Origin of the sequence: Parapedobacter defluvii, from assembly GCF_014642075.1 — a bacterium.
Classification (GTDB): Bacteria; Bacteroidota; Bacteroidia; order Sphingobacteriales; family Sphingobacteriaceae; genus Parapedobacter; species Parapedobacter defluvii.
Genome location: NZ_BMIK01000002.1, coordinates 424,145 through 438,758 on the forward strand (window position 1 = coordinate 424,145; position 14,614 = coordinate 438,758).

Here is a 14,614-nt window from a genome sequence, read left to right on the forward strand (position 1 = left end):
TTGTTTCCTAAGTTTGTAGTCATATGAGCAACATCATCATCATCAACGGTCCGAACCTGAACCTGTTAGGAGTACGGGAAAAGGGAATCTATGGTGACCAGGATTTCCATTCGTATTTTGAAACACTCCGTCAATCCTATGATGGTGTGACATTAACCTATTTCCAAAGCAACCACGAGGGAGCAATCATCGATAAAATACATGAGGTCGGCTTTTCTGTGGATGGTATTGTACTTAACGCGGGAGCCTATACGCACACGTCATTGGCCATTTCTGATGCCATTGCGGCTGTCACCGCACCGGTGGTAGAGGTACATATTTCCAACGTATACGCACGTGAATCGTTTCGGCACCATTCCTACCTGGCAAAGAATTGCAAGGGGGTTATCTGTGGCTTTGGTCTGAACGGGTACCGGCTGGCAATCGAGAGCCTGCTAACAAAATAAACAAGCTCAGACAGGCACACCCCGCCATAGTTGCTGCCATGGGCACGGTCGTTTCGTTGTGGAAATAACTGACCAACCCGGATGAAAGTGCTCCGCAAGCCATTTGTAAGCCACCTAGTAACGCCGAAGCACTACCGGCCAGTCGGCTGAACGGCGCAAGTGCCAATGCCGAAGTATTGGGAAATACAAAACCCTGGGAACCGAGAAATAGAAAAATCAATGCAATCATTACCAACAGGTTGATCGCACCGGCTACACAGAGAATAGCCAGTAGCAATCCCAAAGACGACTGAACCATTAACGCCACTTTTGCCACTTTTTCGCTGCTGTATCGGTTGAGTAGGTATCGGTTCAGCTGGCTAGCTGTAATCAGCGCAGATGCAATCAAGGCAAATACCAATCCGTATTGCTTCTCGCTGAGACCATATAGCGTGATCATGATATAGGGTGACCCTGCGAGATAGGCGTACAAACCCGAGGAAGCCAGCCCTCCTGCAAAGGAATAGGTGAAAAACTGCCTGGTTTTGAACACCTGCCAGTAGGATTGAGCAATGGGGCGGGGCATGAGGGAAATCGCTGGATTGGATCCCCTGCTTTCCGGGAGGAAAAAGATAACTGCAAGCAGTATACATGTGGTAATGATGGCCAATACCAGGAAGATGCCATGCCAGTCCCAGCGGCTGATGACAAAACTGCCTACCGTTGGAGCCACAATGGGCGAGATGCCGATTACCAGCATCAACAAAGAGAAGATCTTGGCGCTTTCCCTGGGGCCATAAAAATCCCGCACCATGGCCCTTGATGCCACCATGCCGCCGCAACTGCCCAAAGCCTGCACAAATCGGTACGCAATGAGGTAATCGGCTGAGTTGGTCAGCATGCAGCTGATCGACGCTGCGATGTAGATAACCAAACCGACAATGAGCGGAATTTTGCGGCCAAAACGGTCCAGCAGTGGCCCATAGATGAGCTGGCCCGAAGCGATGCCGATGAAAAAGGAGGTAAGCGATAGCTGGATGTGCGAAACGGTTGTATCGAGGCTATCAGCAATTGCGTCAAACCCCGGCAGATACATGTCGATGGAAAAGGGACCAATAGCCGAGAGCAGTCCCAGTGTGATTAAAATAAAAAGGCGATGTCTTTGCGTTGACGTCATTAAGAACGCAAAGTTACAGCTTTGTTTCGGCTTTGGAAAACACTTACTACTTGCCGTCCTTCTTACGGTAGGGCCTGAACAGCAGGTAAAACCCTAACGCGACAAAGGGTATACTCAGTAATTGCCCCATGTTGAATTTCATCCCTTCTTCAAAGGCTTCCTGATTTTCTTTGATAAATTCCAGTCCGAAGCGGGCACCGAACAGCAGAATCAGAAACAGACCGAAAATAAAGCCGGGTTTCAGTTGGGATTTTCGCTGGTAAATAGTCCATAGAAGGATAAAAATGAGTACATAGCTCAGTGCTTCGTAAAGTTGCGCGGGGTGCCGGGGTATCTGATCTACCTGTTCGAAAACGACTGCCCAGGGTAGATCCGACGGCAAACCGATGATTTCGGAATTGAAAAAGTTGCCAAGACGGACAAACGCCCCCGCCAGTGGAATGACGATGACCAATCGGTCGGTAATCCATAGAAAATCGGTTTTAGTTTTCCGGCAAAAGAGAAATATACCAACCAATATACCAATGGCGCCCCCATGGCTGGCTAACCCATGAAAACCCGTAAGCGTGAATTTGCCGTTTACATAGGTATAGGGGAGTATCATTTCCAGCAGGTGGTCTTTGTAATAGTCAAATTCGTAGAACAGACAATGCCCGAGGCGTGCACCGAGCAGTGTGCCCAGAAAAATATAGATACTCAGTTGGTCAAGCAGTTCCTGGGGTTTGTTCTCACGCTTAAAAATGCGGAGCATCAATACATAACTGCTGATGAACGCCAGCAGGAAACACAACGTATAGTACCGGACTTCGAAACTTCCTATACTGAATATTTCCGGGCGGACATTCCAATGGATCGCAGCTAACAGGGTGTCTATCATGGTTATGATCTGTTTAGGTCGGTAAATATAGTGTTTATTTGCTTATTTGCGAATCATAACTTCTGTCCGGCCTTCGCTTTGCGGTCTTTCCGGTTTTGCTGTTTGAGGATGTACTGCTTTTCAATAAAAGCAATGACTTCACTGGCAATGTCTTTGTGGGTAGCTTTTTCAATGCCTTCCAATCCGGGAGAGGAATTCACTTCGAGCACCAGTGGCCCACGGTCTGATGGCAGCATGTCCACCCCGCATACGGTCAATCCCAGCTCCCTGGCTGCACGTACAGCAGTTTCGCGTTCGGTTTTGTTGAGTTTAATGACTTCTGCGCTGCCTCCCCGGTGCAGGTTAGACCGGAATTCACCTTCTTTGGCAGTACGTTTCATGGCACCTACCACCCGGCCATCCACCACAAACGCGCGTATATCCGTACCCCGTGATTCTTTGATGTATTCTTGGATAAGGATATTGTTGCCCAGACCGTAGAAGGCCTCAATAACCGATGATGCCGCCTTTTTCGTTTCAGCTAACACCACGCCGATTCCTTGGGTGCCTTCCAGTAACTTGATGACCAAAGGCGGGCCCCCGACCATTTTAATCAGGTCGTCAACATCGCGGGTACGGCGCGCAAATCCGGTGATGGGCATGCCGATGCCGGCCCCTGAAAGAATCTGCATGCACCGCAGCTTGTCCCGTGAGCGCGTGATGGATTGGCTTGGGTTGGCCGATATAACGCCCATCACTTCAAATTGACGGACGATAGCCGACCCGTAGAAGGTGACCGAAGCGCCGATACGGGGAATAATTGCATCGATATCGGACAAGTCCTGCCCTTTATAGTGGATGCTCGGCTTGCCCTGCTTGATGCCCACATAACATTGGCTATGGTCAATGACAACACATTCATGTCCGCGCATCCGCGCTGCCTCTACCAACCTGCGTGTGGAATAAAGGTTTTTGATTGTGGATAAGACTGCTATCTTCACGTGTGCTGAAACAAGTTATTGAAAGCTAAAACACTTATTTTTTTGAAAGGTTTGCCCGCGAAACATCGACAAGGAATTTTTTACGGATGAACGAGCGGCCCAGTAACAGGGGAAATTCCATACCCGACCGGTCACGCAAGGAAAGCTCGATGGGATACATTTCGTTGAATAATCGGATTTCCGTGTTGATGATGTACCGATTTTCCTCCTGACCAAAAGAGTTTCGGATTTTACGTTCGCTGTGAAACGGTAAGGTGTGTAACCTGTCGTGCAAGCCAAACCGATCGTCCAGCGGACGGAATTCGACATATTGTTTCCGTCCTTTCTTTATCAGTTGGATGTGGCTGCAATGCAGCACCGACGTACGGGCCCCGGTATCCACTTTGGCGGGAATACCATAAAGGTCCAACTCCGGTAAATCAGCCGTTTCCTTCCAGCCGATGGTCTTCATTGCATTCAGTGATAAATATACGTGCCAAACGGCGATTTGACTGTCACCTGTTTTTGGGTAGCAGGTTCAACACGACCGATAATTTGGGCAGCGATGCCATATTGCGCTGAGATTCGGATGATATCATCGGCGATTGAGGCCGGTACATACAGTTCCATACGATGACCCATGTTGAATACCTTATACATTTCTTCCCAGTCCGTTCCGGATTCTTCTTGGATGAGTTTGAACAGGGGAGGGATGTCGAACAAATGGTCTTTGACAACGTGGAGCGCCTCGATAAAGTGTAGTACTTTGGTCTGTGCACCACCGCTGCAATGCACCATTCCATGGATTTCCGGACGGTATCGGTCAAGTACCTGCTTAATAACGGGTGCATACGTACGTGTAGGGGAGAGGACGAGTTTACCGGCCGTAACAGATCCGTGCCCGGGGATTTCGACTTCATCCGTCAATCCCTTTGAGCCCCCAAACACGAGTTCGTCGGGTACCGACGGATCGTAGCTTTCCGGAAAACTTTTTGCTACTGACTTGTGGAACACATCGTGCCGGGCAGAAGTAAGCCCATTGGATCCCATACCGCCATTATATTCACGTTCATAACTCGCTTGCCCGAAGGAAGCCAGTCCGACGATCACGTCCCCGGCTTGTATGCGGTGATTGGAAATGACTTCATCACGTCTCATCCGGCAGGTAACCGTGCTGTCTACGATGACCGTGCGGACCAGATCGCCTACATCAGCTGTCTCTCCCCCGGTGGAATAAATACCGATGCCAAGTTCGCGAAGTGCTGTTAATATATCTTCTGTGCCATTGATAATCTCAGCGATGACTTCCCCAGGGATCAGGTTCTTATTGCGCCCGATGGTGGATGACAGAAGAATATTATCCGTTGCCCCGACACATAAAAGATCGTCAAGGTTCATGACAATGGCATCCTGTGCAATACCCCTCCATACGGAAAGGTCGCCTGTTTCCCGCCAATAAACATAGGCAAGGGATGACTTCGTACCCGCCCCGTCGGCATGCATGATATTGCACCATGCATCATCGCCCGCTAATATGTCAGGTATGATTTTACAGAATGCCTTAGGGAATAAACCCTTATCGAGGTTTTTAATTGCATTGTGTACGTCCTCTTTGGCGGCGGATACTCCCCGCAGGTTGTATTTCAAATCAGCCATTCCCGCCTTCTAGTCTACATGCTTGATTTCTACCCGCCGGTTTTGTGCCCTTCCGGGTTCTGTATCGTTGGAAGCAATAGGCTTGGTTGCACCGTATCCCTTCACGGTCAGATTATTTCCATAAATTCCCGAATTGACCAAATAAAGTTTTACAGCGTTAGCCCTGTCAATAGACAATTCCATATTATATGCTGGAGTACCTTCAATAGACGCGTGGCCGTTAATGATGAATTTGGCATCGGGATCTTTCTGCATTTCCCGGGCAATCTGGTCGAGAACCGCATAGGAATCGGTTTTTAACACAGATGAATCGAACTCAAACTGGATATTGTTGAAGTTGTAATTTGGTGGTGCTACCGGGGTAGGTGTTGATTGCGTAGGTGCCGGTGTTGGCTCCTTTTTCTGAGGTTCAGCAACGACACGCTCCTCCGGAACATCTCGCTCAACTACTTCTGCTGAGGGCTGGAGAACGACCTGTTTAGGCTTGCAACCTTGATAAGAGATGGCCAACATGCCAATGCATGACATTAATATACAATTGCTTACGGTTTTCATGTTTGATAACTTTTCTGCTGTAAACATAGGAAATATCTGTGATTTTTACCTATACTTGGTGCTTAATATATTTCTATAAATACAATGATAGTGCCAACCCATCGTTTTTCAATTTTGTTTTTTATATCCGTGCTGTTGTTTTTTAGCAGTGCATTTGCAAAAGAACCCCTGAAAGTAGCTGTGGCCGGATTGAGCCATGACCATGTACACACGTTGCTCCGTGCTTATCAGCAACATGAAGTAGCGATATTGGGAATTGCCGAAACGGATACAGCACTGGCAAATCGCTACCGGAATCGTTATGGGTTGCCCGATTCGTTGTTTTTCCGCACGGTAACAGAAATGATGCAAGCCATCCGTCCTGATGCGGTTTTGGCCTATAATGCCATTTCCGAACATGTGGATGTAGCTGAGGTTTGTTTGCCCTTGAAGGTGCCCTTGATGGTCGAGAAGCCCCTGGCCGTTGACAACAAACAGGCAAGGCGGATTGCTCAATTGGCGGCAGAACACCACACGCCGGTGTTCACCAACTACGAAACAACCTGGTATGACAGCAATCAAACCCTCAGGCAACTGGTGGCAGCAGGGAATATCGGTGCGTTGAAAAAAGTAATGGTAAAAGACGGTCATCAAGGGCCACGGGAAATCGGGTGCAGCGAAGATTTTTTAAGCTGGCTCACCGATCCGGAAAAGAATGGGGGAGGTGCGCTGATCGATTTCGGTTGCTATGGCGCCAATTTGATGACCTGGCTGATGAATGGAGAGCGTCCTATAGCGGTTACTGCGGTTACACGGCAGTTGAAACCGTCGATTTATCCGTTGGTGGATGACGATGCGACGATTATCTTAGAATATAAAAGCGGTACCACGGGTATTATCCAGGCATCATGGGACTGGCCCTACAGCATCAAAGATCTACAAGTATATGGTGAAAGCACGTCGCTTCACGCCGTAGACCCAGGTACGCTGTTGCGTTATACCGGTCCGCGTAAACAGGAGCAAATTCCGTTGCAGACAGAATACTTCGATGACCAGTTATCCTATTTAAAGGCATTACTGGATGGCGAAGCGGATGGAACAGATGACCTGTCTTCTCTGTCGAACAATTTGATTGTGGTCGAAATTTTGCAGGCGGCAAGAGAATCTGCAAAACGTGGAGAACGGATTTTGATGGATGGCCGGTAATCGTTATTCAATCTTGCTTTGCAGCAATGCATCGTGCCATTCCTGCTGCAATTCCGGGGTATAGCGTTCCTGCGGGATCGACAATTCAACCGTATGCAGGGCGGTAGGCCCCTCGGCCACATAGGTAAGCAGCACGGTTGAACCACAGGCTCCTTCCGGAGATTTGGTGGCTTTGATCGCATACAGGATGGATGTGCGGCCTTCTGCCGTTTTTCGGTCCACGATATCAAGCAGCGCTTCCGGGCAACCGGCTTTCTCAAATTCCCATTTTTCTTCGGGCGTTCCTTCCGCTTTCATGGGATAATAGCGCCGGTCTATGGTGGTTACCGTCACGGTTTTTACCGGGGCATTTTCCTCCTCCCTGCCTTTTACGGTATAGGCAGTGCCGCGTATACCTTTTGTATCCTTGGGGATTTTGGTGCTTTTCCAGCGGTATTCCCCCGGGAAGGTGATCACAATTTTTTCTTTGCCCGGCGTAGGTTGGGCCTTGCTGCCAAACGCCCAGCATACGCAGGCTACTAAAATAAATAATGAATTTGTGAAGATCCGTAGCATCCGTGTTATCTGCTTTCAATTCATTTAAATAATCGGCTCAAACCGCATCGCAAACTTGTCCCGGTAAGCCTTTGGCGTCATACCGGTATTCTCTTTGAACAGTTGCCTGAAGTTTTTCATATCGTTGTATCCCGCGCACAACATAATCTCAAATAACCCCTTTTCCGTGTTTTCCAGTAATCTTTTGGCTGCTTCGATTTTCGTCTTTTGGAGGTACCGTATGGGCGTGAGGCCCGTTGCCTGTTTAAACCGGCGAACGAAATTACGCCGGCTGGCGGGAATGCCGGCGATGGCTTCTTCGATGCTTTTTAGTTCGGGAAACTGGTTTTTGATTTTGTGCTGTACACGCATAACCAATTCGTCATCGTGGGCTTCCACCGGCGAAAACTGACCAAAATACGATTGATTTTCACGATCCATGTCAATGGCGAAGTTCTTCGCAATACGGATTGCCAATTCCCTTCCGCAACACTTTTGTATGAGGGCCAGCATGACGTGAAATCCGCTGGTAGCACCTCCGCTGGTATAAATATTGGCATCGTGCGTTACGACGGCATCCTGTTCTAATTTTATTTTGGGGAAATAAGCAGCCAATTTCTCAGCCGCATCCACATGCGTCGTTGCCCGGCGATCGTCCAATAACCCCGATGCTGCCAACAAAAAGGCTCCCGTGCAATTGCTGGCCAATGTGGCGCCCCGGGCATATTGTTCATGGAGCCAAGGAATAAAGCATTTGTTATCTTCGAGGGCCTGTGCCATATCCACCGGTCCAAAAGCAGGGATAAAAATGATGTCGTACGCTTGGCCATTACCGAGCAGTACGTAAGCAAGATGGCGGAAGTTATCAGGAATCATTGTTGTATCGGTTGCCCCGACGAAGCTGATCTCAAACAATTCCCGTTTACCCTCTTCTTTCAGGAAACGGTTGGCCGTTTCAAATACATCCACAATAGCCGCAAGGCTCAGTAACCGGTATTTACTTGTCAGAAGGATGGATAGTTGCATGGGCATTGCTATATTTATTCTAATCAAACTTAGAGAAATTTGCTTTTATATGCAAAGGCAATTTGGGAGTATTTATCCAAAATATCGTCGCTATCGCTAAATATCCTGCCAAAAAACTATCTTTGCCGTTTGAAGTGGATTTGTGGAAAATCTGTCTGGTCAGCACGCAACGCGAAAGCAGTAAAAGAGCCAACGAGCGAATGAAATATAAGATTCCATGAAACCGCTTCCCATAAAATTATTTTGAATGAACCATATTCGCAATTTTTGTATCATTGCGCACATAGACCACGGTAAAAGTACGTTGGCAGACAGGCTGTTGGAGTTCACGAATACCATTACCCAACGCGAGGCACAGGCCCAGCTTTTGGACAACATGGATTTGGAGCGGGAGCGGGGCATTACCATCAAAAGCCACGCTATCCAGATGAACTATATAAAGGATGGACAGGAGTATGTGTTGAACCTCATCGACACACCGGGTCACGTGGATTTTTCGTATGAGGTGTCCCGGTCCATTGCCGCCTGCGAAGGGGCGCTGCTCATTGTGGATGCTTCGCAGGGAATCCAGGCACAGACCATCTCCAATCTATACCTGGCGCTTGAACATGACCTTGAAATCATCCCCGTACTCAATAAAATGGATCTGCCCGGAGCAATGCCCGAGGAGGTGAAAGACCAGATTGTGGACCTGATCGGCGGCAAGCGCGAAGATATCATCCCCGCTTCGGGCAAAACAGGCTTGGGGGTGTTGGATATCCTGAATGCGATTGTAGACCGTGTACCGGCGCCCGTTGGTGACCCCGGAGCGCCCTTGCAGGCGTTGATTTTTGACTCTGTGTTCAATTCATTCCGCGGTATCATGGCTTATTTCAAAGTCGAAAACGGCGAGATACGGAAAGGGGATAAGGTGAAATTTATGGCTACGGGCCGTGAGTACATTGCGGACGAGATCGGGACATTAAAGCTCAACCAAGTGCCCAAAGACGTTATCCGTACCGGCGACGTGGGGTACATCATATCCGGCATCAAAGAGGCGAGAGAAGTAAAGGTAGGAGATACCATCACCCATGTAGCCCGCCCGAGCAAGGAGGCCATCAAAGGCTTTGAGGAAGTGAAGCCCATGGTATTTGCCGGAATCTATCCCGTAGACACGGAAGATTTTGAGGAATTGCGTGAAAGCATGCATCGCCTGCAGCTTAACGATGCATCGCTGGTGTTTGAGCCCGAATCATCCGCGGCGCTTGGTTTTGGTTTTCGCTGCGGTTTCCTGGGAATGCTGCACATGGAGATTATCCAGGAACGGCTGGAGCGGGAATTTGACATGACGGTGATTACCACCGTACCCAACGTGTCCTATAAAGCGTACCTCACGAAAGACCAAGAAGAGATCATTGTACACAATCCATCTGATCTCCCCGATCCCAGTAAACTGGACTACGTGGAGGAACCGTATATTAAAGCCAACATTATCACGAAAGCTGAATTCGTTGGGCCGGTAATGTCACTCTGTATCCAAAAGCGGGGGATAATCATCAATCAATCCTACCTTACCGCAGACCGGGTGGAGCTGGTGTTTGAAATGCCAATGGGCGAAATCGTTTTTGATTTTTATGACAAGTTGAAGACGATCTCCAAAGGGTATGCTTCGTTTGACTACCACCAGATTGGTTATCGGCAATCCGATCTGGTCAAGTTGGATATCCGTCTGAACGGCGAACCCGTGGATGCACTTTCTTCGCTTATCCATCGGAGCAATTCGTATGATTTCGGAAAGAAAATATGTGAGAAGCTAAAAGAGCTGTTGCCGCGGCAGCAGTTTGAAATCGCGATACAGGCATCCATCGGTGCCAAGATCATTGCCCGGGAGAATATCCGTGCATTGCGCAAAGACGTAACCGCAAAATGTTACGGAGGTGACATTTCCCGGAAACGTAAGTTGCTGGAAAAGCAAAAGAAAGGGAAAAAACGGATGCGGCAGGTGGGCAACGTGGAGATTCCACAATCCGCCTTCATGGCCGTGTTGAAGTTGGATTAGTTGGTAGACATTAGATATGAGATATCAGATATGAGACCATGGACGCCTCAAATCTCAAATCTCAAATCTCAAATCTCAAAAAAATGAACTTATTAGACGGTAAACTCGTATCATCGGAAATCAAGGAAGATATTAAGCAGGAAGCAGCTGCTTTTTTGGCAGAAACGGGGAGAAAACCTCACCTGGTGGCTATTTTGGTTGGTAATGATGGTGCGAGTGAGACCTATGTGGCCAGTAAAATGCGCAACTGCGAACTTGTCGGGTTCGAATCAACCAATATTCACTTCGATGCCAGTATTTCGGAAGATGAACTTTTAACCAAAGTGAAGGAACTCAATGCGGATGATAGCGTGGACGGATTAATCGTGCAGCTTCCTTTGCCAAAACACATCGACCCCGAACGAGTTACCGAAGCGATTGATTACCGGAAGGATGTCGACGGATTCCACCCGGTCAATCTCGGGCGTATGCAGCGCAACTTACCTTGTTTTATTCCGGCTACCCCCTATGGTGTCTTACTGATGCTCGCGCATTATGGCATTGATACCTCGGGAATGCACGCAGTTGTGGTAGGACGGAGTAACATTGTGGGAAGCCCGATGAGTATTCTGTTAGCCCGGAATAGCAATCCAGGAAACTGTACCGTGACGCTTACCCATAGCCGTACCCGCAATATCAAAGAAGAGGTATTAAGGGCTGACATCGTCGTGGCGGCCATTGGAAAGAAGCATTTTATTACCGCTGATATGGTTAGGGAAGGAGCCATTGTGATCGATGTGGGAATTAACCGCGAAGTGAGTGAGGCAACCAAATCCGGATACAAACTGTACGGCGATGTCGATTTTGAAAATGTCGCACCTAAATCGTCGTGGATAACGCCGGTCCCGGGAGGTGTGGGCTTAATGACGATCGTCGGATTGCTGAAAAATACGTTGGAAGCTGCAAAAGGGACCATTTACCCATAGCCAAAAGCTGAACTCCGGTAATGGATAGCCGATTTCCGCCGGTACTCAAACATTTTGGTATAACAATTGTTTCTTCAACATTCAATAAAAGGAATAGATAAAATGAATAAAATAGCATTAATAAGCCTATTTGCCGGAGCATTGTTCTTTGCTGCCTGTAACAATGGTACGTCCGGTAACGACACACATAACCCTGATCACGCGGACCATGACCACAGTCATGAAGGGCATGATCATACTGTCGGAGAAAAAGTGGACGCAGCTTTGGATACAATAGAAAAGGTGGGGGATACCATCGGTGAAAAGGCTGAAAAGGTTGGTGAAGATGCCAAATCAACGTTTGAAGATGCCAAAGAAGGAGTCAAAGCCGGCGTAAAAAACGCGAAGGAAGAAGTGAAGGAAGCTTCCAAAGCCGCCGCTACCGACGTAAAAAATGCCGCGAAGAAGGTAGGTAACGAAATCGACGAAGCCGCCAAAGAGGTCAAAAAAGACCTGAAAAAGTAGAAACATCCATTGGTGATTTCGGCATTATTATTTGTCCCCCCCAATTGATTAGGATGTGCAAAAGCAACCTAGTGACGCGCACCGCAGGGAGCGTTACAGTTGCGTTGCATATCCTAATCAATCATCCTCCCACCTTTTTACAGATTTTCAACCTATCTTTATCCGGTAAATAATCCGGAAATGAAGATACTCATCATTGAAGACGAACAGGGCCTGCGGGATAACATCACCCAATTTTTGCAAAAAGAACAATATATTGTAGAGGCGGCAGCCGATTTTCGTTCGGCTATGGAAAAAATTGCACTCTATGATTACGATTGTATTTTGTTGGATGTGGGGCTGCCCGACGGGAACGGACTGAATCTGCTCCGGACCTTGAAATCCAAACAAAAGCGTGACAACGTTATTATTATTTCAGCCAAAGATTCATTAGATGACAAGTTGGAAGGACTGGATCTTGGTGCAGACGATTACCTCACCAAACCCTTTCACCTGGCCGAACTCAATGCACGCATCAAAGCTGTATTACGTCGCAAGGCGTTGGACGGGCGCAACGTTGTTAAGTTGAATAACATGGAACTGGATTTTAACGGGCGTACGCTTAGCGTTGATGGAGTGGAAATCCATCTCAACCGGAAGGAGTTTGATATATTGGCGTTTTTTGTGGTCAACAAAAACAGATTGATTTATAAATCTGCGCTGGCAGAGCATGTTTGGGGGGACCATATGGATAACGCCGACAATTTTGATTTTATCTATTCCCAAATAAAAAACCTCCGCAGGAAATTAAAAGATCACGGTGCCAACCTCGAAATCCAGGCTATCTACGGTGTAGGTTATAAACTGACCGTATAGATGAAGCTCCTCAACCATACGCTGTTATACCTGTCTGCTTCCCTGGTGCTTATTCTGAGTATCTGGGCCGTAGTCTTTTATTTTAGCATGATGGAGGAGGTGTATGACAGCATCGATGATGGGCTCGAAAACTATAAAATGCTCATCATCAAGAAAGCTAACCGGGATTCTACGTTACTTCAGAAAAGCCGCTTCGATGAGAGCAACTATGCCATACGGCCCATAGACAGGGAGTTTGCCTTACAGGCCACCGAAGAGTTCAAAGATACGTCCATATATATGGAATACGAGGAAGATTATGAGATTGTACGTATGCTCACCACGTATTTCTCCACCCCACAGGCCGAGTATTACGAACTGAAGATCATCACTTCGATGGTGGAAGGGGACGACCTCGTCGCGGACTTGCTGCACGCGCTGCTGTGGCTGTATGTCGCGGTAATTGCCAGTGCATTCATCATTAACAATTGGGTGTTGCGTAAAATATGGAGCCCCTTTTACCAGTTGCAAAGCGAATTACGGGGATTCCGCTTGGGCGAAGATAAGATCTTTCAGCCCCCGCAAACCCGTGTGCGCGAATTTCAGGATATGAACCATACGGTGGCCGAATTGCTTCGGGCCAATATCGCCGTATTCCAGCAGCAAAAGCAGTTTATCGAAAATGCCTCTCACGAATTACAAACCCCGTTAGCCATTGCAATCAATAAATTGGAATTGTTGCTTGAGCAATCTCCGGAAAAAAACGGTCAGGCACAATTGCTCGCTAATGCGATTCACTACCTGGAGCGGATGACCAGGCTCAATAAATCGCTGCTCCTGCTTTCAAAAATCGAAAACCGGCAATTCTCAAAAGAAGAATTGGTTAATTTCAACGAGCGGTTACGGGGGCAGGTGGATGATTTCGAAGAACTTCTCCTCTATCGGAATATCCATTTGAAGATGATCGAAAACGCCGTCCTCACACGGCGCTTTAATGGAGATCTGGCCGATGTATTAATTACCAATCTGCTGAAAAACGCCATTGTCCACAATCACGAGGGGGGGCGGGTGATCATTACGGTTGGAAATGACGGATTTGAAATTGCGAATACCGGCAAGCAGCAGCCCCTGGATTCCGAGAAGATGTTCACCCGCTTCTATCGGTCGGCCGATCAATCGTCATCTACCGGGCTGGGGTTAGCGGTGGTAAAAGCAATTGCGCAATTGTATCAGGCAGAAGTAGGGTACCGCTACGAAGACGGACTGCATCGTCTATACTTCCGCTTAACTCATCTGATGTAATCTTCATCGGTCGGATCCAACGGCTTATTGATATCGAGTGACGGGTCGACCGTTTGTTGCTCCTCGTTACTCCGCCTCCTCCTGGGGCGCCCTAATAAAAAACCTACAATGGCGCCGATGAAAAACATGGTGGCCAAAACACCCAATTTGGGGACTGTCCGGTTGCCAAATATCCAAAAATTCACCTCATCCATGTTTTTCATGAGTATGACCGTGACCAATACCGTTATTACGATGATGAAAATGGTTTTTGCACGCATGGTTTTTCGTTTGAATGTTGAAACGAAAGTACTAAAAATCTTTTTGGATATCAGTCTACTACACAAATTAACATTTTTTAACTTTTTTTTTTGAATTTTTTGTCGTTGAGAGATTATGTTGTATTTTTGGCGCAGCGATAACTAACACACACATAGAAAACAGCACACGTAGACACAAACTATTGGGTAATTTTTACAAGACACTTTTTTTAGCATCTGCTTGATTGACTCAACCCCGTTGTTGTTCTGTCAATTTAATTACCTGTAGAGATTTCGATATTGACATTGTGGCTACCTATTTCAGGAGAGTAAAGTGA

General features: G+C 47.6%; 16 protein-coding genes. 7 read left to right on the forward strand and 9 right to left on the reverse strand.

Features of this window, described 5'->3' with window-relative positions; translation table 11 throughout:
* Positions 1-23 precede the first annotated feature (23 nt).
* On the forward strand, positions 24-446 hold the full coding sequence (aroQ, locus tag IEX60_RS05615) for a type II 3-dehydroquinate dehydratase (RefSeq protein WP_188748327.1): 423 nt from the start codon (positions 24-26) through the stop codon (positions 444-446).
* Here aroQ and IEX60_RS05620 read toward each other — a convergent pair.
* From IEX60_RS05620 to IEX60_RS05645, 6 genes are read right to left on the reverse strand one after another with little or no spacing between them, the layout of a single operon-like run.
* Positions 385-1,602, reverse strand: coding sequence for a multidrug effflux MFS transporter (locus tag IEX60_RS05620; RefSeq protein WP_188748329.1), 1,218 nt, complete (start codon positions 1,600-1,602; stop codon positions 385-387). The two genes, aroQ and IEX60_RS05620, sit on opposite strands and share 62 nt — an antisense overlap.
* A gap of 46 nt (positions 1,603-1,648) precedes the next feature.
* Positions 1,649-2,479 carry a prolipoprotein diacylglyceryl transferase gene (gene lgt, locus IEX60_RS05625; RefSeq protein ID WP_188748331.1) on the reverse strand — a complete coding sequence of 277 codons (831 nt, stop codon included), beginning with the start codon at positions 2,477-2,479 and terminating at the stop codon, positions 1,649-1,651.
* A 53-nt stretch (positions 2,480-2,532) separates the two neighbouring features.
* Positions 2,533-3,459 carry a 30S ribosomal protein S6--L-glutamate ligase gene (gene rimK, locus IEX60_RS05630; RefSeq protein ID WP_188748333.1) on the reverse strand — a complete coding sequence of 309 codons (927 nt, stop codon included), beginning with the start codon at positions 3,457-3,459 and terminating at the stop codon, positions 2,533-2,535.
* Positions 3,460-3,493: 34 nt separating this feature from the next.
* Positions 3,494-3,910: an ATP-dependent zinc protease family protein gene (locus tag IEX60_RS05635; RefSeq protein WP_229717437.1), complete on the reverse strand. Its 417-nt coding sequence runs from the start codon at positions 3,908-3,910 to the stop codon at positions 3,494-3,496.
* 5 nt (positions 3,911-3,915) lie between these two features.
* Entirely contained in the window at positions 3,916-5,094 is a 1,179-nt protein-coding gene (locus IEX60_RS05640; RefSeq protein WP_188748335.1) for an AIR synthase related protein, read from the reverse strand.
* A gap of 9 nt (positions 5,095-5,103) precedes the next feature.
* Positions 5,104-5,649 carry an OmpA family protein gene (locus tag IEX60_RS05645; RefSeq protein ID WP_188748337.1) on the reverse strand — a complete coding sequence of 182 codons (546 nt, stop codon included), beginning with the start codon at positions 5,647-5,649 and terminating at the stop codon, positions 5,104-5,106.
* Positions 5,650-5,733: 84 nt separating this feature from the next.
* On the opposite strand from IEX60_RS05645, the gene IEX60_RS05650 reads away from it, so the two are divergent.
* On the forward strand, positions 5,734-6,834 hold the full coding sequence (locus tag IEX60_RS05650; RefSeq protein WP_188748339.1) for a Gfo/Idh/MocA family protein: 1,101 nt from the start codon (positions 5,734-5,736) through the stop codon (positions 6,832-6,834).
* A gap of 3 nt (positions 6,835-6,837) precedes the next feature.
* Here the strand turns inward: IEX60_RS05650 and IEX60_RS05655 are convergent, their stop codons facing one another.
* Entirely contained in the window at positions 6,838-7,389 is a 552-nt protein-coding gene (locus IEX60_RS05655) for a hypothetical protein (RefSeq protein ID WP_188748341.1), read from the reverse strand.
* A gap of 24 nt (positions 7,390-7,413) precedes the next feature.
* A complete protein-coding gene (locus IEX60_RS05660) occupies positions 7,414-8,400 on the reverse strand; it encodes a GlxA family transcriptional regulator (protein WP_229717438.1) in 987 nt (328 codons plus the stop codon).
* A 241-nt stretch (positions 8,401-8,641) separates the two neighbouring features.
* On the opposite strand from IEX60_RS05660, the gene lepA reads away from it, so the two are divergent.
* The 5 genes from lepA (at position 8,642) to IEX60_RS05685 (ending at position 14,037) form a co-directional block, all read left to right on the forward strand.
* The gene (lepA, locus tag IEX60_RS05665; RefSeq protein ID WP_188748343.1) at positions 8,642-10,432 is read left to right on the forward strand and encodes a translation elongation factor 4; all 1,791 of its coding nucleotides are present in this window, start codon (positions 8,642-8,644) and stop codon (positions 10,430-10,432) included.
* Between the two features lie 83 nt (positions 10,433-10,515).
* The gene (locus tag IEX60_RS05670; protein ID WP_188748346.1) at positions 10,516-11,397 is read left to right on the forward strand and encodes a bifunctional 5,10-methylenetetrahydrofolate dehydrogenase/5,10-methenyltetrahydrofolate cyclohydrolase; all 882 of its coding nucleotides are present in this window, start codon (positions 10,516-10,518) and stop codon (positions 11,395-11,397) included.
* Positions 11,398-11,499: 102 nt separating this feature from the next.
* Positions 11,500-11,901: a hypothetical protein gene (locus tag IEX60_RS05675; RefSeq protein WP_188748348.1), complete on the forward strand. Its 402-nt coding sequence runs from the start codon at positions 11,500-11,502 to the stop codon at positions 11,899-11,901.
* A gap of 180 nt (positions 11,902-12,081) precedes the next feature.
* On the forward strand, positions 12,082-12,756 hold the full coding sequence (locus tag IEX60_RS05680; RefSeq protein WP_188748350.1) for a response regulator transcription factor: 675 nt from the start codon (positions 12,082-12,084) through the stop codon (positions 12,754-12,756).
* Positions 12,757-14,037, forward strand: coding sequence for a sensor histidine kinase (locus IEX60_RS05685; RefSeq protein WP_188748351.1), 1,281 nt, complete (start codon positions 12,757-12,759; stop codon positions 14,035-14,037).
* Here IEX60_RS05685 and IEX60_RS05690 read toward each other — a convergent pair.
* Positions 14,025-14,297, reverse strand: a complete 273-nt coding sequence (locus tag IEX60_RS05690) for a hypothetical protein (RefSeq protein ID WP_188748354.1) — start codon at positions 14,295-14,297, stop codon at positions 14,025-14,027. The genes IEX60_RS05685 and IEX60_RS05690 overlap by 13 nt on opposite strands.
* Positions 14,298-14,614 lie beyond the last annotated feature (317 nt).

What these genes read in the sequence shown, in the direction of transcription:
- lepA (WP_188748343.1), top strand. Translation starts at nt 8,642, where the DNA reads ATGAACCATATTCGCAATTTTTGTATCATTGCGCACATAGACCACGGT.
- lgt (WP_188748331.1), bottom strand. Translation starts at nt 2,479, where the DNA reads ATGATAGACACCCTGTTAGCTGCGATCCATTGGAATGTCCGCCCGGAA.
- IEX60_RS05640 (WP_188748335.1), bottom strand. Translation starts at nt 5,094, where the DNA reads ATGGCTGATTTGAAATACAACCTGCGGGGAGTATCCGCCGCCAAAGAG.
- IEX60_RS05645 (WP_188748337.1), bottom strand. Translation starts at nt 5,649, where the DNA reads ATGAAAACCGTAAGCAATTGTATATTAATGTCATGCATTGGCATGTTG.
- IEX60_RS05680 (WP_188748350.1), top strand. Translation starts at nt 12,082, where the DNA reads ATGAAGATACTCATCATTGAAGACGAACAGGGCCTGCGGGATAACATC.
- IEX60_RS05690 (WP_188748354.1), bottom strand. Translation starts at nt 14,297, where the DNA reads ATGCGTGCAAAAACCATTTTCATCATCGTAATAACGGTATTGGTCACG.
- IEX60_RS05670 (WP_188748346.1), top strand. Translation starts at nt 10,516, where the DNA reads ATGAACTTATTAGACGGTAAACTCGTATCATCGGAAATCAAGGAAGAT.
- IEX60_RS05650 (WP_188748339.1), top strand. Translation starts at nt 5,734, where the DNA reads ATGATAGTGCCAACCCATCGTTTTTCAATTTTGTTTTTTATATCCGTG.
- IEX60_RS05655 (WP_188748341.1), bottom strand. Translation starts at nt 7,389, where the DNA reads ATGCTACGGATCTTCACAAATTCATTATTTATTTTAGTAGCCTGCGTA.
- IEX60_RS05660 (WP_229717438.1), bottom strand. Translation starts at nt 8,400, where the DNA reads ATGCCCATGCAACTATCCATCCTTCTGACAAGTAAATACCGGTTACTG.
- aroQ (WP_188748327.1), top strand. Translation starts at nt 24, where the DNA reads ATGAGCAACATCATCATCATCAACGGTCCGAACCTGAACCTGTTAGGA.
- IEX60_RS05620 (WP_188748329.1), bottom strand. Translation starts at nt 1,602, where the DNA reads ATGACGTCAACGCAAAGACATCGCCTTTTTATTTTAATCACACTGGGA.
- IEX60_RS05675 (WP_188748348.1), top strand. Translation starts at nt 11,500, where the DNA reads ATGAATAAAATAGCATTAATAAGCCTATTTGCCGGAGCATTGTTCTTT.
- IEX60_RS05635 (WP_229717437.1), bottom strand. Translation starts at nt 3,910, where the DNA reads ATGAAGACCATCGGCTGGAAGGAAACGGCTGATTTACCGGAGTTGGAC.
- IEX60_RS05685 (WP_188748351.1), top strand. Translation starts at nt 12,757, where the DNA reads ATGAAGCTCCTCAACCATACGCTGTTATACCTGTCTGCTTCCCTGGTG.